The 17,853-nt window shown below is 39.8% G+C and carries 17 protein-coding genes; 7 read left to right on the forward strand and 10 right to left on the reverse strand.

Features of this window, described 5'->3' with window-relative positions:
• Positions 1-13 precede the first annotated feature (13 nt).
• Positions 14-1,033: a YihY/virulence factor BrkB family protein gene (locus LPB86_RS19565; protein ID WP_230693108.1), complete on the forward strand. Its 1,020-nt coding sequence runs from the start codon at positions 14-16 to the stop codon at positions 1,031-1,033.
• Positions 1,034-1,051: 18 nt separating this feature from the next.
• Here LPB86_RS19565 and LPB86_RS19570 read toward each other — a convergent pair whose 3' ends face one another.
• Positions 1,052-2,959, reverse strand: a complete 1,908-nt coding sequence (locus tag LPB86_RS19570) for a DNA topoisomerase IV subunit B (protein ID WP_230693109.1) — start codon at positions 2,957-2,959, stop codon at positions 1,052-1,054.
• 152 nt (positions 2,960-3,111) lie between these two features.
• Complete coding sequence (locus LPB86_RS19575; RefSeq protein ID WP_230693110.1) at positions 3,112-4,428, reverse strand: DEAD/DEAH box helicase; 1,317 nt, start codon at positions 4,426-4,428, stop codon at positions 3,112-3,114.
• Between the two features lie 70 nt (positions 4,429-4,498).
• On the opposite strand from LPB86_RS19575, the gene LPB86_RS19580 reads away from it, so the two are divergent.
• Positions 4,499-5,044: a hypothetical protein gene (locus tag LPB86_RS19580; protein ID WP_230693111.1), complete on the forward strand. Its 546-nt coding sequence runs from the start codon at positions 4,499-4,501 to the stop codon at positions 5,042-5,044.
• 18 nt (positions 5,045-5,062) lie between these two features.
• On the opposite strand, the gene LPB86_RS19585 is transcribed toward LPB86_RS19580, so the two are convergent.
• On the reverse strand, positions 5,063-5,749 hold the full coding sequence (locus tag LPB86_RS19585) for an RluA family pseudouridine synthase (protein ID WP_230693112.1): 687 nt from the start codon (positions 5,747-5,749) through the stop codon (positions 5,063-5,065).
• Positions 5,749-6,564 (reverse strand): 3-methyl-2-oxobutanoate hydroxymethyltransferase, encoded by an 816-nt coding sequence (gene panB, locus LPB86_RS19590; protein ID WP_230693113.1) that lies wholly within the window; start codon positions 6,562-6,564, stop codon positions 5,749-5,751. The genes LPB86_RS19585 and panB overlap by 1 nt, the downstream gene beginning before the upstream one ends.
• A gap of 175 nt (positions 6,565-6,739) precedes the next feature.
• Between panB and carA the strand changes: the two genes are divergently transcribed.
• The 4 genes from carA (at position 6,740) to eno (ending at position 11,222) form a co-directional block, all read left to right on the forward strand.
• Positions 6,740-7,852 carry a glutamine-hydrolyzing carbamoyl-phosphate synthase small subunit gene (gene carA, locus LPB86_RS19595; RefSeq protein ID WP_230693114.1) on the forward strand — a complete coding sequence of 371 codons (1,113 nt, stop codon included), beginning with the start codon at positions 6,740-6,742 and terminating at the stop codon, positions 7,850-7,852.
• Between the two features lie 86 nt (positions 7,853-7,938).
• On the forward strand, positions 7,939-8,706 hold the full coding sequence (locus tag LPB86_RS19600) for an ABC transporter ATP-binding protein (RefSeq protein WP_230693115.1): 768 nt from the start codon (positions 7,939-7,941) through the stop codon (positions 8,704-8,706).
• Between the two features lie 4 nt (positions 8,707-8,710).
• Positions 8,711-9,802: an ABC transporter permease gene (locus tag LPB86_RS19605; protein ID WP_230693116.1), complete on the forward strand. Its 1,092-nt coding sequence runs from the start codon at positions 8,711-8,713 to the stop codon at positions 9,800-9,802.
• Positions 9,803-9,926: 124 nt separating this feature from the next.
• Entirely contained in the window at positions 9,927-11,222 is a 1,296-nt protein-coding gene (gene eno, locus LPB86_RS19610; protein WP_230693117.1) for a phosphopyruvate hydratase, read from the forward strand.
• A gap of 99 nt (positions 11,223-11,321) precedes the next feature.
• Here the strand turns inward: eno and LPB86_RS19615 are convergent, their stop codons facing one another.
• Complete coding sequence (locus tag LPB86_RS19615) at positions 11,322-12,065, reverse strand: murein L,D-transpeptidase family protein (RefSeq protein WP_230693118.1); 744 nt, start codon at positions 12,063-12,065, stop codon at positions 11,322-11,324.
• Positions 12,066-12,219: 154 nt separating this feature from the next.
• On the opposite strand from LPB86_RS19615, the gene LPB86_RS19620 reads away from it, so the two are divergent.
• Complete coding sequence (locus LPB86_RS19620; RefSeq protein WP_230693119.1) at positions 12,220-14,301, forward strand: hypothetical protein; 2,082 nt, start codon at positions 12,220-12,222, stop codon at positions 14,299-14,301.
• On the opposite strand, the gene LPB86_RS19625 is transcribed toward LPB86_RS19620, so the two are convergent.
• The 5 genes from LPB86_RS19625 to LPB86_RS19645 form a co-directional block, all read right to left on the reverse strand.
• Positions 14,298-14,597: a septum formation initiator family protein gene (locus LPB86_RS19625; RefSeq protein ID WP_230693120.1), complete on the reverse strand. Its 300-nt coding sequence runs from the start codon at positions 14,595-14,597 to the stop codon at positions 14,298-14,300. The two genes, LPB86_RS19620 and LPB86_RS19625, sit on opposite strands and share 4 nt — an antisense overlap.
• Before the next feature lie 113 nt (positions 14,598-14,710).
• The gene (gene fabG / locus LPB86_RS19630) at positions 14,711-15,454 is read right to left on the reverse strand and encodes a 3-oxoacyl-[acyl-carrier-protein] reductase (RefSeq protein ID WP_230693121.1); all 744 of its coding nucleotides are present in this window, start codon (positions 15,452-15,454) and stop codon (positions 14,711-14,713) included.
• 28 nt (positions 15,455-15,482) lie between these two features.
• Positions 15,483-16,538, reverse strand: a complete 1,056-nt coding sequence (locus LPB86_RS19635; protein ID WP_230693122.1) for an agmatine/peptidylarginine deiminase — start codon at positions 16,536-16,538, stop codon at positions 15,483-15,485.
• Positions 16,522-17,397: a carbon-nitrogen hydrolase gene (locus tag LPB86_RS19640; RefSeq protein ID WP_230693123.1), complete on the reverse strand. Its 876-nt coding sequence runs from the start codon at positions 17,395-17,397 to the stop codon at positions 16,522-16,524. Before LPB86_RS19640 ends, LPB86_RS19635 begins: the two co-directional genes overlap by 17 nt.
• 67 nt (positions 17,398-17,464) lie before the next feature.
• Positions 17,465-17,668, reverse strand: a complete 204-nt coding sequence (locus tag LPB86_RS19645; protein ID WP_230693124.1) for a cysteine-rich CWC family protein — start codon at positions 17,666-17,668, stop codon at positions 17,465-17,467.
• Positions 17,669-17,853 lie beyond the last annotated feature (185 nt).

Raw genomic sequence — 17,853 nt, forward strand, 5'->3', positions numbered from 1 at the left:
AACATTGATCCTTATGAAATTAGCACATAAACTGAAACATTTTTTTATAGCGCTTTACCACCTTTTCATTGCGGCCGGAAAAGGATTTATGGAAGATAGGGTCATGAAGCTTAGTGCAGCACTGGCTTATTATACCATCTTTTCGTTAACACCATTAATCCTGATTGTAATTGCCGCAGCAAGTATCTTTTTTAGCGACAAAATCAATCCGGGCACGGAACTATTTAATCAGATTGCTGATATGGTTGGAAATGACGCTGCTAAACAGCTACAAGACTTTGTAAAAAACGCAAACCTTACCGGAAAATCTACCTTTGGGCTAATCGTTGGGATAGGAACACTTGTAGTGGGTGCTACAGCTATCTTTATTGAAATTCAGGATAGCATCAATATCATCTGGAAAGTGAAAGCTGTACCTAAAAAAGGATGGAAAAAAATGATTACCAACAGGCTGCTTTCTTTTTCTCTCATTGTATCTATGGGCTTTCTATTGCTGGTGTCATTAGTAGTTAACAGTGTGGTTGTTGCATTGGGTTCCAGAATGGGCGAACTGCTGACCAAAACAAAAATAGATCAGGTTATTCCGGTAGCAGATGACACCATGACCTTGCTGATTTATATCTTAAACAACGTAATTACCCTTGCTGCCGTTACGGCAGTATTTACTGTAATTTTTAAAGTATTGCCTGATGTTGATCTAAAATGGAAATCGGCCATTATAGGTGCCTTATTTACGGCTTTACTTTTCAGTCTTGGTAAATATATCATTGGCATTTACATAGAGAAAGGAAATCCCGGATCAGCTTTTGGTGCTGCCAGCTCCATCATTGTAATCTTATTGTGGATCTATTACACTTCCATTATTTTGTACTTTGGAGCTGAGTTTACACAAGCCTACGCAGAAAAATACGATGGAGGAATTGCACCGAGTAAATACGCCGTACATACCCAAATCACGATTATAGAAAAGAAAGTTGATGTATTACCACCTCAGCATCCGGAAGAAACAAAAGTACCGGATACGAAACTCTAATCATTATTTTAAAGAAGTTTAAGCTACTTCATCCACAATATCTTCAGATACTGCGGCGGTAGCTGCTTCAGCATCTGCAGAAACCAGATCTTCAACGGTATCCTTTTCTATTCTTAAGTTACGGATAATGTGCTGCTGGCGGTCAGGAGTATTTTTACCCATATAATATTCCAGCAGGCTTTTGATGGTTTGATCCTTTAAGATCACAGGATCCAGCCTGATGTCTTTTCCAATGAACAAACCAAATTCATCAGGAGAGATTTCACCCAAACCTTTAAAACGGGTAATTTCAGGATTACGCCCCAGTTTTTCAATCGCATTCCTGCGCTCTTCGTCGCTATAGCAATAAATGGTTTCCTTTTTATTGCGCACTCTAAACAAAGGTGTTTGCAGGATGTAAACGTGCCCCGCCCTTACCAGGTCTGGAAAAAACTGCAAAAAGAAAGTCATCATCAAAAGTCGGATGTGCATCCCGTCAACATCGGCATCAGTAGCAATCACAATATTGTTGTAATGCAAGCCTTCCAGGCCATCTTCAATATTTAGCGCATGTTGTAGCAGGTTAAACTCCTCATTTTCGTACACCACTTTTTTGGTGAGTTCATAACAATTCAGAGGCTTACCCTTTAAACTAAAAACGGCCTGGCAATCCACATCTCTTGATTTGGTAATTGAACCAGATGCAGAATCCCCTTCGGTGATAAACAGGGTAGTCTCGTAGCGTTTATCATGTGTGGTATTGAAATGAACCTTACAGTCTCTTAGTTTTTTATTGTGCAGGGAAGCCTTTTTAGCCCTGTCGTTAGCCAGCTTTTTAATTCCGGCGATATCTTTACGTTCCCTTTCAGATTGTAAAATTCTTTTCAGTAAGGCATCGGCAACATCTGTATGTTTGTGCAGGTAATCGTCCAGTTCCTTTTTAACAAAATCATTGATAAAAGTACGCACTGAAGGTCCTTCAGGCCCCATGTTCTGAGAGCCCAGTTTAGTTTTTGTTTGCGATTCAAATACCGGTTCCTGAACCCTCACAGATACAGCAGCTATAATTGAAGCCCTGATATCCGAAGAATCATATTCCTTTTTGTAGAATTCCCTGATGGTTTTCACTACCGCTTCTCTAAAAGCAGCCTGGTGCGTTCCTCCCTGAGTAGTATGTTGCCCGTTTACAAAAGAATGGTAATCTTCTCCATATTGCTGGCCGTGGGTCATGGCAATCTCAATATCATTTCCCTTCATGTGGATGATCGGATAGCGGATACTCTCTACATCAGCATGTTTATGCAGCAGATCATATAACCCACGCTCAGAAAAGTACTTCTGATTGTTAAAATTAACAGTTAAACCAGTATTCAGAAAAACATAATTCCAAATCATGCTTTCTACAAAATCAGGGATATAATGGTAGTTCCTAAAAATACTATCATCAGGATAGAAGGTGATTGCAGTACCATTACGCTGCGTAGTATCAATTACAGGATGGTCTACAACAATCTCCCCTTTAGAAAACTCAACTTTTTTAGTCTTGCCATCACGATAACTCTGAACAACAAAATTGGTAGATAAAGCATTTACAGCCTTGGTACCTACCCCGTTTAGCCCTACAGACTTTTGAAAAGCATTGCTATCGTATTTACCACCCGTATTAATTTTTGAAACACAGTCAATCACTTTTCCCAGTGGGATGCCCCGCCCATAATCCCGAACATTTACTTTAGCATCAGAGACAGTAATATCTATAGTACGACCAGAACCCATCACAAACTCATCAATAGAGTTATCCATAATTTCCTTCAACAGCACGTAAATACCATCATCCTGGGCAGATCCATCTCCCAGCTTACCGATGTACATACCAGGGCGTAATCTAATGTGTTCTTTCCAATCCAGGGACCGTATGCTGTCGTCGTTATATATAGGTTCTGCCATAATACTAAGTATAATACAAATATATTCAAATAACCCGCTGTTTGCAGCACAGATTTTTCAACAAATCCACAATTAACTAGCTTATTTCAATCGGTTTAATAAAAAAGCCCCGGAAAGTTAAATCCGGGGCTGTATGATCTTGCATTTATTAATTACTGTGCTTTGGGTTTGCTTTTTCCGCCCCAGCGGTTTCCGCCACCACCAGCGGGCTTCCTTGACCCACTCATGTTGGGCTGACGCTCAGTTCTTTCTGGACGTCCACCTCTTGATGGCTTAGCTTTACCTTTTACTTTAGCTGCCGCTGCACCAGACATCAGGCTTTGCCAACTCATGGCATAGGGATGATCTTCCTGTACAGGAATTTTAAGTGCAATCAGTTTTTCAATATCGTCCAGATACTCTTTTTCTTCTCCTTCACAGAAAGAGAAGGAAATACCGCTGTTACCCGCACGGCCAGTACGGCCTATTCGGTGCACGTAAGTTTCAGGTATGTTAGGCAGTTCATAGTTGATTACGTGTGTCAGTTCATCAACATCAATTCCACGGGCAGCAATATCAGTAGCCACTAAAATACGGGTTACCTTAGCCTTAAAATTGGTCAATGCGCGCTGACGGGCATTTTGAGATTTATTACCATGAATAGCTTCAGCCTTAATACCTACCTTAATCAAATCCTTAACCACCCGGTCTGCACCGTGTTTTGTTCGGGTAAAAACCAGGGCCGTAGCAATAGTTTTATCTTTAAGAATGTGAATAAGCAGGTTTTTTTTATCCGCCTTATCTACAAAATAAACGGTTTGCTCTATCTTTTCCGCGGTTGAAGAGATTGGTGTAACTTCAACCTTCAGGGGATCTGTTAGAATAGTACTGGCCAATTTCTGAATTTCAGGAGGCATAGTTGCCGAGAAAAACAAGGTCTGTCTTTTAGCTGGTAATTTAGCTATGGTTTTTTTCACATCATGGATAAATCCCATATCCAGCATCCTGTCGGCTTCATCCAGCACAAAGATCTCAATGTCTTTAAGGTTAATAAATCCCTGGTTCATTAAATCAAGCATACGGCCCGGTGTGGCGATCAAGATATCTACGCCCCTGTGTAAGGCATCAGTTTGTGCTTTCTGCCCAACACCACCAAAAATTACAAGGTGGCGCAATGAAAGATTCTTGCCATAAGCTTTAAAACTCTCTTCAATTTGAATAGCAAGTTCCCGGGTTGGCGTAAGTACCAAGGCCCTGATGGGGGTTCTAGGCCCACCTTTAGTATTTTGATGCTCTTTATTCAGCAACTGCAGCATTGGAATGGCAAAAGCAGCCGTTTTACCGGTACCTGTTTGTGCGCATCCTAATAAGTCTCTGCCAGTTAATATAGTTGGGATGGATTGTTCTTGTATTGGGGTAGGTTGTGTATAACCTTCTGTTTGCAGCGCTTTTAAAATTGGCTCAATCAGGTTTAATTCTTCGAATAACAATGTATTTGTAATTTAATGTACGTATGGCGACAAAGATACACATAATATCATCAACAATTTCCTTTCATTTATGGCCAGCCCAAAGCCCTTTCCAATAATTTTTGGCAGGGCTATTGTTAAGTATCAGGTAGATTATACATTCAACATGAAACTTCCTATTCTAATTTTCGGCACCATGGCAACCTTATTTTCAGCTTGCCAAAGCAATAAAAAAGCAGACAAAACTATAGACAGCGCCAGCAAAGCAGTAGTAACCTCTGTAAAAAGCACCAGGGAATGCTACACTTTTGTAAAAGACAAAGATTCAGCAGCACTTTCTATGGATTATTCAGGTACAAATGTAACCGGAACCCTGAACTATAATTTATATGAAAAAGATAAGAACAATGGTACCATTGCCGGCATCATCAAAGGAGACACCATTATCGCAGATTACACCTTCAATGCCGAAGGCACAAAATCTGTTCGTCAGGTTGCATTCCTTAAAAAAGGCAATCAATTACTTGAAGGATTTGCCGAAGTAGAAGAAAACAACGGCAAGGTAATATTTAAAGATCCAGGTTCCTTAAAATTCGAATCAAAATACATCGTGTTTAAACAAGTAGATTGTGATTAGATGGTTGATAAAGCAAGATTAAAATTGCTCAAATCTTTCCCAAAAACCATCAACGGGTAATTTTGCAAAGATGTTTACAGGCTCCTTTTTTACCGGATGTAAAAATTGAAGCCTGCGGGCATGCAGACAAATACTGCCCTTACGACTTCCACGAGGATATCCGTATTTATTATCACCAACAATTGGACAACCCATGGTACTCAGTTGCACCCTGATTTGATGCGAGCGACCGGTAAGTGGATCTACTTCTATTAAGTAATAACCGCCAAGTTCGCCCAGCAACCGGTAACTCAGTTCGGCACGCTGACTACCAGGAACCTCTGCCGGGTAAGGTTTAACTACATTTTTTGAGGGGTCTTTTACCAGCCAGTGCACAAGTGTGCTTGACGATTTTGCTGGCTTATTCCGAACAACAGCCCAGTAAGTTTTTTTTACCTCTCTATTTTTAAAAGCCGCATTCATGCGCTCAAGCGCCTTGCTGGTCTTTGCAAATAAGATTACACCGCTAACTGGCCTGTCCAGGCGATGTACGACACCCAAAAATGCAGTGCCCGGTTTATTATATTTATGCGCCAGATAGCTTTTCACCTGTTCATCCAGCGGTTTATCGCCAGTCTCATCAACCTGTACAATATCTCCGGCGCGTTTGCTTAAAGCAATTAAATGGTTGTCCTCGAAAAGGACGTCTCTATCAGTTACAGGCATTAATATTGTTCCTTCTCGTTGGGAAAATCATTTGACTTCACATCATTGATATAGGATTTGGCAGCTCCTAAAATACCATCGTATAAATTTACATATTGACGTAAAAAACGAGGTTTAAATCCCTTAGTTAAACCAATCATATCATTTACGACCAATACTTGCCCATCGCAGTGCGGGCCTGCACCAATCCCTATCGTTGGAATATGCAAGCTTTCCGAAACAACTTTTGCCAGGGCAGCAGGAATTTTTTCCAGTACAACGCCAAAACATCCGGCCTCCTGAAGCGCCAATGCATCAGTTTTTAATTTTTCTGCTTCTGCTTCATCTTTTGCCCTTACAGTATAAGTCCCAAACTTATAGATAGACTGTGGGGTTAAGCCCAGATGTCCCATTACAGGAATACCAGCTGTAATGATCCGTGACACAGAATCTATAATTTCTGTACCGCCTTCAAGTTTTACACCATGCGCACCAGACTCCTTCATAATGCGAATGGCAGAAATTAAGGCCTCTTTAGAATTTCCCTGGTAAGAACCGAAAGGCAAATCGACCACCACAAAAGCTCTATTTGCACCCCTAACAACACTCTGAGCATGATAAATCATCTGATCAAGTGTTATTGGCAAAGTAGTTTCGTGACCTGCCATAACATTAGAAGCAGAATCTCCAACAAGTAATACATCTAAACCAGCATCATCCAAAACCGTAGCCATAGAATAATCATAAGCAGTTAACATCGCAATTTTTTCTCCGCTATGTTTCATTTCCTGGAGGATGTGGGTAGTGATTCTTTTTACTTCTTTATGTACAGACATCGTTTTGTGTTTTATGGAAACAAAATTAGGTTTTATAAGGCACAAATCCTATCTTTGTATCCCGAAATGAACGGGTTCAAAAACGACACATTTATCAACAAAATGATAGGCGCATCAGCCGAGGGTCCCCTTTCTTTTATTTCTTTTTCAAACATTTTTTCTGATTTTCATCAACATGACTAACTACATCAAGTTACCAGCTATCTTGTTATTGGCCGATGGCACCGTATTTTACGGCAAAGCTGCGGGAAAAATTGGTACCACAACCGGAGAAATCTGCTTCAATACTGGAATGACAGGTTATCAGGAAATTTTCACTGATCCTTCTTACTTCGGACAGATTATGGTTACCACCAATGCACACATTGGTAACTACGGCATACACAAAGAAGAAATAGAATCAGATTCTATTAAAATTGCCGGTCTGGTTTGCAAAAACTACAACATTGGCTATAGCCGTAAGGAAGCCGATGAATCTATTCAGGATTACTTTCAGAATGAAAATATTGTAGGCATTTCGGATATCGACACCCGAGCTTTAGTGCGCCACATCAGGGATCGCGGTGCAATGAATGCCATCATTTCTTCTGAAATTACTGATTTGGAAGAATTGAAAGCAAAACTTGCTGAAGTTCCTGAAATGGACGGACTTGAACTGTCTTCTCAGGTATCTACTAAAGAGCCTTATTTTTATGGTAATCCTGAGGCTAAATATAAAGTAGCAGCATTAGACTTTGGAATCAAGAAAAACACCTTACGCAACTTCGACAACCGCGATTTATATATACAGGTATATCCAGCCAAAACTTCTTTTGAAGAAATGGAAAAATGGGGTGCCGATGCCTATTTTATTTCAAATGGCCCCGGTGATCCTTCTGCAATGCCATATGCCATTGAAACGGTAAAATCAATCCTGGAGGTTGACAAGCCTTTATTTGGTATTTGCCTCGGACATCAGTTGCTTGCGCAGGCTAATGGTATAAATACAATGAAAATGTTTAACGGTCACCGTGGCTTAAACCACCCGGTTAAAAACATCATTAAAGATCATTGTGAAGTAACTTCACAAAACCATGGATTTGGAGTTGTACCGGATGAAGTAAGAAATTCTGACAAGGTTGAAATTACCCACATCAACCTAAACGATCAATCTATTGAAGGGATTCGTGTAAAAGGCAAAAAAGCTTTTTCTGTACAGTATCACCCTGAATCTTCTCCTGGCCCGCATGACTCCCGTTACCTGTTCGACGATTTTGTAGGACTGATGAGCGGAGAAGTAAGCTGGTAATCAACAAAAAATCATGATATAGACATATTTAAAAAGAAGTGACTCCTGTCACTTCTTTTTGTTTAAAACCTCCTTACATTTAAGCAATGGATAAACAAAATATTATGATCAGTGTTAAAAACCTGGTCAAGAAATATGATGATTTTACTGCAGTTCATGGCATCAGCTTTGATGTTTATGAAAATGAAATATTCGGACTGCTGGGACCAAATGGAGCTGGAAAAACCACAACACTCGAAATTATAGAAACCCTGAGAAATAAAACTTCAGGAGAAATTCTTGTAGGCGGGTATAATGTAGATACAGAGGCTAGCGATATTAAGCAAATTATAGGCGTACAGCTTCAGGCAGCAGGTTATTACCCAAACTTAAATCTGGTAGAGCTGATGGAGCTTTTTTCCGGTTTGTATGGTGTAAAGGTGAAGCCAATGGAAATGCTGGAGAAAGTAAACCTGCAAGATAAAGCTAAAGCAAAATATAAAGCGCTTTCTGGGGGACAGAAACAACGGTTCTCTATTGCCACCACACTCATCAACGCCCCGCAAATTATTTTTCTGGATGAACCTACAACAGGTCTTGACCCACAGGCGAGGCGAAATCTATGGGACTTAATCATTGAGATCCGAAAAAATGGGACTACGGTTGTCTTAACTACACACTATATGGATGAGGCCGAGCAGCTTTGCGACCGCGTAGCTTTTGTGGAACGTGGAGAAATCATTGCATTAGACACGCCCGACAACCTGATAGACCAATTGGTAAACAGTGGGTTTGAACGTAAAAAAGAAGTTAAAAAAGCCAATCTTGAGGATGTATTTATCAACCTGACAGGTAAAGAATGGCGAGAAGGATAGCGTTATGAAACAAAAATACAACCATACTACAGCTACACTGGCTCTGGCCAAAGCTAGTTTCCGCTCCATCATGCGGAGCCCCTCAGCAGTAGTTTTTACCTTGGCATTCCCCCTTATCTTTATCCTTGTTTTTGGATTTTTGGGTGGAGGCGGCACCAAGGTTGACCTTGGAATTACTCCTGGATCTAACCGGCAAAATCCAGTTATAAAAGCATTAGAGCAAAGCTCCGTAATTCGTCTGTCTACGAATTTAAAACAGGAAGAGCTGGACAACGGCTTACTGAAAGGCAATTTAGACGGCGTTATTGATGTGCAAAAAAATCAAGCTGGCATGCCAGCCTATATTGTAAATGTAACCTACACTTCTGCATCACTTGACAAAGGAAACATCTTGAAATCTGTATTAAACAATCTCTTGTACACCCTGAACATCAAAGACCTTAAACCTACTGTAGCTGAAATACGCGCCAGCACTATGCAAGGCCGCACATACAGAACAATAGATTTTATACTCCCTGGTCAGCTTGGCTTCTCACTGTTAAGTACTGGTGTATTTGGTACTGCCTTTGTATTTTTTAATCTTAGACAAACCCTGGTCATCAAACGTTTTTTTGCCACACCAGTTCGCAAATCCAGCATCGTACTTGGCGAAGGCATCGCCAGAATTGGCTTTACTTTACTCGGCGCAATTTTCATCATTCTTCTAGGACATTTCTTTTTCAATTTTACTTTGATTAATGGGGCGCTTACTGTACTCAATATGCTGGTACTTGCCACACTTGGCGTTATCGTGTTTATGGGATTTGGATTTGTGGTTTCCGGGCTGGCAAAAAGTGAAAGCACCATCCCGCCCATTTCCAACATCATCACCTTACCACAATTCTTGCTATCAGGCACCTTTTTCTCTATAGACAATTTCCCTTCCTGGCTGCAACCAATCAGCAGGGCTTTACCACTAACTTATTTAAATGATGCGATGCGTAAAGTAGCCTTTGAAGGCGCAGGATTGTGGGATGTTAGAATGCAGATATTGATCATATTGATCTGGGGACTCGGCATCTATGCGCTTGCTGTAAAGGTTTTTAAATGGGAATAACAACAAAAATACCTGCATTACCTTCGATAATTTAAAATTTATTATAACTTTGAATTTTCACCTACTAATTGTATATTTTACACTAAGCAGGTTTAATAGAAATTAAAAACATAAAACCAATAGAATGAGCTTAATAATTGATGTCCATGCAAGACAAATCCTTGATTCGCGTGGCAATCCTACGATTGAAGTTGACGTAATTACAGAAAATGGTATCCAAGGTCGTGCGGCAGTACCATCAGGTGCTTCAACAGGAATGCACGAGGCTGTAGAACTGCGTGATAATGACAAATCTGTATACATGGGCAAAGGTGTTTTAAAAGCCGTTGCCAACGTAAATGAAAAAATTGCTCCGGAATTAAGAGGTGTTGATGTATTTGAGCAGAATGCAATTGATAGCATCATGCTTAAATTGGATGGCACTGCAAATAAAGGTAACCTGGGTGCAAATGCCATTTTAGGTGTTTCTTTGGCTGTGGCAAAAGCAGCTGCACAGGAAAGCCGTCAGCCTTTATATCGTTATATTGGCGGTGTTAATGCAAATATTCTTCCAATCCCAATGATGAACATCGTTAACGGTGGTTCTCACTCAGATGCACCTATTGCTTTCCAGGAATTTATGATTATGCCAGTTGGTGCATCTTCTTTCTCTGAAGCATTGAGATGGGGCACTGAAGTTTTTCATAACCTGAAAGCAATTCTACATGATCGCGGACTTTCTACTGCTGTAGGTGACGAAGGTGGTTTTGCACCTACTTTTGAGGGTACAGAGGATGCGGTTGAAACCATCATCAAAGCAATCGAAAAAGCTGGATATAAAGCTGGTGAGCAGATTTATATCGCATTTGATTGTGCTTCATCTGAATTCTATAAAGACGGAAAATACGATTACACTAAATTTGAAGGTGAAAAAGGTGCTATCCGTACCAGTGCGGAGCAAGCAGAATACCTGGCTCAGTTATCTGAGAAATATCCTATTCTTTCCATTGAGGACGGTATGGACGAGAATGATTGGGAAGGCTGGAAATTATTAACCGATAGAATTGGCGATAAAGTTCAGTTGGTTGGTGATGATTTGTTTGTAACCAACGTTACACGTTTACAAGACGGTATTGACAAGAAAACAGCTAACTCTATTTTAGTAAAAGTAAACCAAATCGGTTCTTTAACAGAAACAATTAATGCCGTTTCTTTAGCACAAACCAATGGTTACACTTCAGTAATGAGTCACCGTTCCGGCGAAACAGAAGATACCACTATAGCGGATCTGGCAGTTGCGTTAAACTGTGGCCAAATCAAAACTGGTTCTGCTTCACGTTCTGACAGGATTGCAAAATACAACCAGTTGTTACGTATTGAGGAGGAACTAGGTGCTGCAGCACGTTTTATCGGCAAAGACTTCAAATTCCTGAAGAAATAATACATTTCATCAGATCTCTCATAGATGCATTGCATCGAAATGAGGATTAATTTTAAAGATGAAGGAAACCTAACCGGCGGGCAAGTCCCCGCCGGTTTTTTATTTAAAGCTGTAGCCCATTTTTTTATCCTCTATTACATTTGGCAACTTTTTGTGCCGTTCAAAATACGTGTAGCCCTCCTGTAACTGCTCCCAAAACGCCTTGTGCCGGGGATAATATTTTAAATGAGCGGCTAAATTTTTGTCCGTCATTTTACAAGGAAATATGCTCACCGGGATCTCCACTTGCCCGGCATCCCTGGCCTCAATAGCCATCACATAAATTTCCTTGATCAATTCGTCTGTTAATGGAATACATCCTACAGTTACACAATTTCCATGAATATAAATTTCGCTGCCCGGCTTAACATTATTAACATCACTCCTGGCATAATCCACCTGATTAGGATAGTTAATCCCCAGAGACAAATAAAAATTACTTTGAGGGTTAAATGCTATGATATGATAAAAACCCTCGGGGGTCTGCCTGTCTCCCTCTCTTAATTTTGGCCCTGGTAAACCAGAATGCTGGCAAAAATGATAGCTTTTAAAAAGTTGGTATTTATCTCCGTCTGTATTTTGCAACCACAACTCCAAAATGCCCTCACTTTTAAATGCCCTTATACACATTTTAAATCCAGGATTAAAGCCTTTCATTTTCAGCTCGCTTTGTAAAGCAGGCCATTTATCCTGGTAAGCAACTTTTACCCGCTCAAATTTCATTTGCTGCTTTTTAAAACCTCCTTCTGTAAATGAATTTCCCATTGCAAGAATGATACTTAAGATAAATACTGAAACTTTCATCCGTTTATAATTTGCTTTTTATTTGTGATGAAGCTTAACATGACCTTAATCATTTGATTGTAGTTTTAAAAGACCGTGATGGTTTCATATTGTACAGTTTATGCAAACAAGTTACGTGTAAATTTTAAAAAATTAGCATCTTTACGATAATGCTATGAGTAATGCTGTGAATCTTTATTATTTACTTGGTCTTCCCGCCTGCCTGATAATCGGTATTGCTTATGCATGGCTCTTGTATGGCCATACAAAACAGCTAAATAAGCATTTACGCTTTTTACTGGCTACTTTCAGGGCAATAGCAGTAATGCTTGTATTGTGGTTATTATTTTCACCCTTGATACGTCAAATTTCTTATACGCTTGAAAAACCCATTCTCGTTATCGGACAGGACAACTCCATTTCTGCGGGAAATGCGCCTTCGGCTTTCAATAAAAAAAAATATGAAAGTGATTTAAAAACCTTGACTGAGCGGCTCTCCAGGAAGTTTGAAGTTCAAGTCTATAATTTTAGTGATAGTGTAAAGTCTGGCTTAGATTTTAATTATCCCGGAAAAACCAGCAATGCTGCCCATTTTATAAAAACCATTAACAATAAATACTTAAACCGTAATATTGGAGCTGTGGTATTGGCTACAGACGGCATCTTTAACCGGGGCGGAAACCCCATCTATGACTTAAATAATCTAAAAGCACCCGTATATACCATAGCACTCGGAGACACCATCCCTAAAAAGGATTTGCTCATTGCGAACGTCAACTATAACAATCTGGTTTACCTTGACAACGAATTTATTGTTGAAGTACAAACCGAGGCCTATGAAAGCAAAGGCGAAAACACCAAACTGTCTATCTTCGAAAATGGGAAGCAAATCCAGGGGCAGCAAATCCAACTCAATTCAAACGCATTTACAAAAAGCATTGCAGTTAAAATAAAGGCTACAAAACCCGGCTTCCATAAATACACCCTCAGTTTAAGTAAACTTGAAAACGAAGCTTCTTTAAAGAACAACAATCAGAATATTATCATAGAAGTAATAGATGACAGACAAAAAGTGCTCATTGCCGGCGCTGGGCCACATCCCGACATCGCAGCACTAAAACAGTCCATTACATTAAATAAACACTATGATGTTAATGTGGTGCTAAATGCAGATCTAGATACCGTAAAGCCTGCCAATTATGGCTTAGTGATTCTTTATCAGCTTCCTTCTGCTGGCTATAATACTGCCAATTTTAATAAAAAGCTAAAGGAAAGCAAAGCACCTGTCTGGTACATCACAGGTGCACAAAGTAATTTCACGTTATTCAATCAGGAACAACAAGCAGTTACCTTAGCATTAAGTTCAAGTGCAATTCTGGAAACATTTAGCAATGTTAATCCTGCTTTTAGCACTTTTAGCCTTGATGAAAATGCAAAAAGAACCATCAGTCAGTATGACCCCTTACAAATTCCCAGGTTAAAGGTAATTCTCAATACAATGGCCGACGTAGCCATACAACAACGTTTAGGCAAAAGCAACACTACAATACCACAATTGTTCTTTACAGCGCTCAATGGAAAAAAAACAGCATACTTAATTGGAGAGGGGCTGTGGAGATGGAGGTTATCCGAAGCGAAAAGTAGAGAAGAAGCAAAAGTCTTTAACCAGTTGATGTCGCAAACCGTACAATACTTATCTGTTAAAGACGACAAGCGAAAGTTCAAAGTAACACCGATTAAAAATGCATTTGATGAGAATGAAAGCATTCTGCTGAATGCTGTTCTCTATAACGATAGTTATCATCCTGTAAATGCACCAGAAGTAAACATTCAAATCCAGGACGAGCATAAAAAAACATTTAACTTTAGTTTTTCCAGATTAGAATCGGCTTACCAGCTAAATGCAGGTCCACTACCCGGAGGCAATTATTCATATACTGCCAATACGCAGCTAGGCAGCAAAAAATACAGTAGCACAGGAGCTTTTTATGTAAACACGTTGCTGGCAGAGTATCAGCAAACCATTGCAAACCATCAATTGCTATACACCATCAGTCACCAAAACAATGGAAAAATGTATGGCCCTGAAAATCTTTTGCAAATATTAAATGATCTGGAACAAAACGAGCAGATTAAAACGTTAAGTTATGAAGATAGAAAATTTGAAGAACTCATCAGCTTTAAATGGATTTTTGCAATCATCATAACGCTTCTTACCCTAGAATGGGTATTGAGAAAAAGGAATGCTGAAGTTTAATCTTTTGGTGCTTCATGTACAATCACAAAAACATCCTCATTGTCTTTTTTCATGAAATACTTTTCCCTTGCAAATTTCTCCGCTGTTTTTAAATCGGTATTCAGTTCATCAAGATCCTTTCTGATATGAGCAATCTCTTTCACATAAAAGTCCTTTTCTTCCTGCATCTTATTCACCTGCGATTTGTATTCGTACTGCGATAACATATCATTTTTGTCAAAAAACAACATCCATACAACGAAAGCCACTACAATGAGGAAGTATTTGTTACGGATCAATTCGAGTAAACGATTCATATTCACAAATATATGTTTTTCTTTATCAAACAATTGCAAAGCACAATTTTTATTAGATAACCAATCAGCCGTTTTAAAAGCGGCTGATTGGTTATAAGTTGAATTTCATTAAACTATAGCATACCTCCGCAAACAGATAATACCTGTCCGGTTACATAAGCACTCATATCAGATGCTAAAAACAAACATGCGTTTGCTACATCTTCCGTTTCTCCCGCACGTTTTAGCGGTATACCATCTTCCCAGCCTTTTACAACTTTAGGATCCAATACATCAGTCATTTCTGTACGGATAAAACCCGGTGCCACAACATTGGTACGGATATTACGTGATCCCAGTTCCTTAGCTACAGACTTAGAGAAACCAATTATTCCAGCTTTAGAAGCTGCATAATTAGCCTGACCAGCATTCCCCTGTACACCAACAACCGAACTCATATTAATGATAGACCCTTTACGGGCTTTCATCATAATCTTAGAAACAGCTTTAGTTACGTTAAATACCGATTTCAGGTTAACGTCCATTACATCGTCCCAGTTCTCTTCAGTCATGCGCATCAGCAAACCATCCTTAGTAATACCGGCATTGTTAACCACGATATCTACGGTGCCAAACTCGGCAACAATGTCGTTTATAAGTTGCTCCGCTTCATTAAATTTAGAAGCATCAGAACGGTAACCCTTAACCTTAGTCCCAAAACTTTGCAATTCCTGTTCCAGGGCCAATCCTTTCTCAACAGAAGATAAGTAGGTAAATGCAACATTGGCACCATGTTCAGCAAATTTCTCCGCTATCTTGCGGCCTATTCCTTTAGAAGCACCAGTAATCAGTGCCGTTTTTCCTTCTAATAGTTTCATTATATCGTTTAGTTATTCTTTTATTAAATTATACGAGGGGTTCCTGCTGACTTAAACAGTGGAAACTACCCAATCCCCAGATGATATCTGTTGAATCTATGCCAACTACCTTACGATCAGGAAATACACCCTGAATAATCTCCAATGCAATTGAATCATTAACATCTCTAAACGTAGGCACAATAACAGCTGCATTTGCAATATAAAAATTGGCATACGATGCAGGCAACCGTGTATCCTCATGGATCACTGGCGAAGGCATTGGCAATTCTACGATATTTAAAGGCATACCGTTAATTAAACGCATTGCTTTTAATTCTTTCAGATTTTCCTGAAGTAACAGATAGTTTTCATCCAAGGGATTCGACTCAATTACTGTTAAAACGGTATTTGGATTAACAAAACGGGTAATGTCATCAATATGACCATCAGTATCGTCACCAACAATCCCGTCACCAACCCAAAGCACCTGTAAGGCACCATAGCATTCCAATAAATATTCCTCAATTTGCTCCTTACTCAAGTGTGGATTTCTATTTTCGTTAAGCAAACAAGCCCTTGACGTCAAAATTGTACCTGCGCCATTAAATTCAACAGATCCTCCTTCCATTACAATTCCCGGATTGAATACCGGTAAATTGAAATGATCGCCAATCCGAGTCGGAATCACATCATCAAGTTCAAATGGAGGATATTTACCACCCCATGCATTATAACCCCAGTCTACAACCACCTTCTTTTGCTCCGAAGCCGGATTAATTAAAAATGCCGGCCCATGGTCACGACACCAGGCATCGTTGCTGGGATTAAAATAAAACTCAATCTGAGCAAGGTCTGCCCCAGCTTCCTGTAATTTACCAATCGCAAATGCCTTGGTTTTTTCATCATTAACATTGATCCTTACCTTCTCTCCCTGTGCTACTACTTTAATAAATTCGCAGTAAGGCGCATAAATGCTCTCAATTTTACCAGGCCAGGAAGCTTCCTTATGTGGCCATGTAAGCCATGTAGCCTCATGTTTTTCCCATTCAGCCGGAAAACGGTAACCAGCCCTTCTTGGCGAGTGATCAAACAGACTCGTCATCTATATATCTTTTTGTAATTTGTGCATAACTATCAATTCTTCTGTCACGTAAAAACGGCCAGTGGGTCCGGTAACTGTCAGATTTGGACAAATCCAGTTCCACAACCTTTAGCTCCTCTTTATCGTGTGATGCCTGGTACAGCAATGACCCAAAAGGATTGGATACAAACGACCCTCCCCAAAAGGAAACGCCAGCTTCTTCTCCTACCCTGTTGATGCTCACCACAGGTACACCATTGGCAATGGCATGAGCGCGTTGCATAGTCTGCCAGGCATTGTATTGTTCAACGTTGGTATCTTCGTCTTGTGTAGTCGCCCAGCCTATTGCAGTTGGATATACCAAGAAATCCGCCCCCATTAAAGCAGTTAAACGTGCAGCTTCCGGATACCACTGATCCCAGCAAATCAGCACGCCAATCTTCGCATATTTTGTCTTAAAAACTTTGTATCCCAGATCACCAGGAGTGAAGTAAAATTTCTCATAAAACCCAGGATCATCCGGGATGTGCATCTTACGGTATTTACCTAAATAACTACCATCTGCATCTAATACAGCCGTGGTATTATGGTATAAACCTTCCGCTCTTTTTTCAAACAAAGAGGCTACAATTACCACATTAAGTTCTTTAGCCACCACAGACAAAACATCTGTAGATGGGCCGGGAATGGCCTCTGCAAGCTTAAAGTTTTCATAGTCTTCTTCATCGCAAAAATAAAGCGAAGTAAATAGCTCTTGCAAACACACCACTTGCGCGCCCTGAGCAGCAATTTCGCGGATTTTCGCAATCGCTTTATCTAAATTTTCCTGTTTATTATTGCTGCAGCTCATCTGCACCAATCCAACTTGTACTTTAGCCATTCTTAGTTAACAAATAATTTGTCGCAAAGTTAACCAAAATAAATAAAAGTAGGGCCGTTCAGATCGGCTATGATGCTATAGCATCTTTATATTCCTGCTGTAGTTCAAACAGACATTTTGCACAAAGACAACCATCATATAACTCACTGATGTATTGTACCTCATTTAAATTGAGCTGCACAGCACTACACTGACATTTGGTGTAAGAATTAGCCTTGCACTCTATGGGAGTACTGCATCGTTCACAAGATATGATTTCGTGCTTAGCCATTTGGTGTAACGAGTTTGGATTAAGGAGTAAGGAATAAGGATGAAAAGATTAGATGATTACCCGGCAAAGTTTGTGATGGAGTAAGGAATAAGGATTAAGGATGAACAGATTAAAGATTAGCTGATTACCCCGCAAAGATAGCAAAAACAAAAAAAGGATCAAAGCTGGTGTGCGCTCTGATCCTT

The sequence above is a fragment of the Pedobacter sp. MC2016-14 genome, from assembly GCF_020991475.1.
Classification (GTDB): domain Bacteria; phylum Bacteroidota; class Bacteroidia; order Sphingobacteriales; family Sphingobacteriaceae; genus Pedobacter.

What these genes read in the sequence shown, in the direction of transcription:
- LPB86_RS19565 (WP_230693108.1), top strand. Translation starts at nt 14, where the DNA reads ATGAAATTAGCACATAAACTGAAACATTTTTTTATAGCGCTTTACCAC.
- LPB86_RS19570 (WP_230693109.1), bottom strand. Translation starts at nt 2,959, where the DNA reads ATGGCAGAACCTATATATAACGACGACAGCATACGGTCCCTGGATTGG.
- LPB86_RS19580 (WP_230693111.1), top strand. Translation starts at nt 4,499, where the DNA reads ATGGCCAGCCCAAAGCCCTTTCCAATAATTTTTGGCAGGGCTATTGTT.
- LPB86_RS19585 (WP_230693112.1), bottom strand. Translation starts at nt 5,749, where the DNA reads ATGCCTGTAACTGATAGAGACGTCCTTTTCGAGGACAACCATTTAATT.
- panB (WP_230693113.1), bottom strand. Translation starts at nt 6,564, where the DNA reads ATGTCTGTACATAAAGAAGTAAAAAGAATCACTACCCACATCCTCCAG.
- carA (WP_230693114.1), top strand. Translation starts at nt 6,740, where the DNA reads ATGACTAACTACATCAAGTTACCAGCTATCTTGTTATTGGCCGATGGC.
- LPB86_RS19600 (WP_230693115.1), top strand. Translation starts at nt 7,939, where the DNA reads ATGGATAAACAAAATATTATGATCAGTGTTAAAAACCTGGTCAAGAAA.
- LPB86_RS19605 (WP_230693116.1), top strand. Translation starts at nt 8,711, where the DNA reads ATGAAACAAAAATACAACCATACTACAGCTACACTGGCTCTGGCCAAA.
- eno (WP_230693117.1), top strand. Translation starts at nt 9,927, where the DNA reads ATGAGCTTAATAATTGATGTCCATGCAAGACAAATCCTTGATTCGCGT.
- LPB86_RS19615 (WP_230693118.1), bottom strand. Translation starts at nt 12,065, where the DNA reads ATGAAAGTTTCAGTATTTATCTTAAGTATCATTCTTGCAATGGGAAAT.
- LPB86_RS19620 (WP_230693119.1), top strand. Translation starts at nt 12,220, where the DNA reads ATGAGTAATGCTGTGAATCTTTATTATTTACTTGGTCTTCCCGCCTGC.
- LPB86_RS19625 (WP_230693120.1), bottom strand. Translation starts at nt 14,597, where the DNA reads ATGAATCGTTTACTCGAATTGATCCGTAACAAATACTTCCTCATTGTA.
- fabG (WP_230693121.1), bottom strand. Translation starts at nt 15,454, where the DNA reads ATGAAACTATTAGAAGGAAAAACGGCACTGATTACTGGTGCTTCTAAA.
- LPB86_RS19635 (WP_230693122.1), bottom strand. Translation starts at nt 16,538, where the DNA reads ATGACGAGTCTGTTTGATCACTCGCCAAGAAGGGCTGGTTACCGTTTT.
- LPB86_RS19640 (WP_230693123.1), bottom strand. Translation starts at nt 17,397, where the DNA reads ATGGCTAAAGTACAAGTTGGATTGGTGCAGATGAGCTGCAGCAATAAT.
- LPB86_RS19645 (WP_230693124.1), bottom strand. Translation starts at nt 17,668, where the DNA reads ATGGCTAAGCACGAAATCATATCTTGTGAACGATGCAGTACTCCCATA.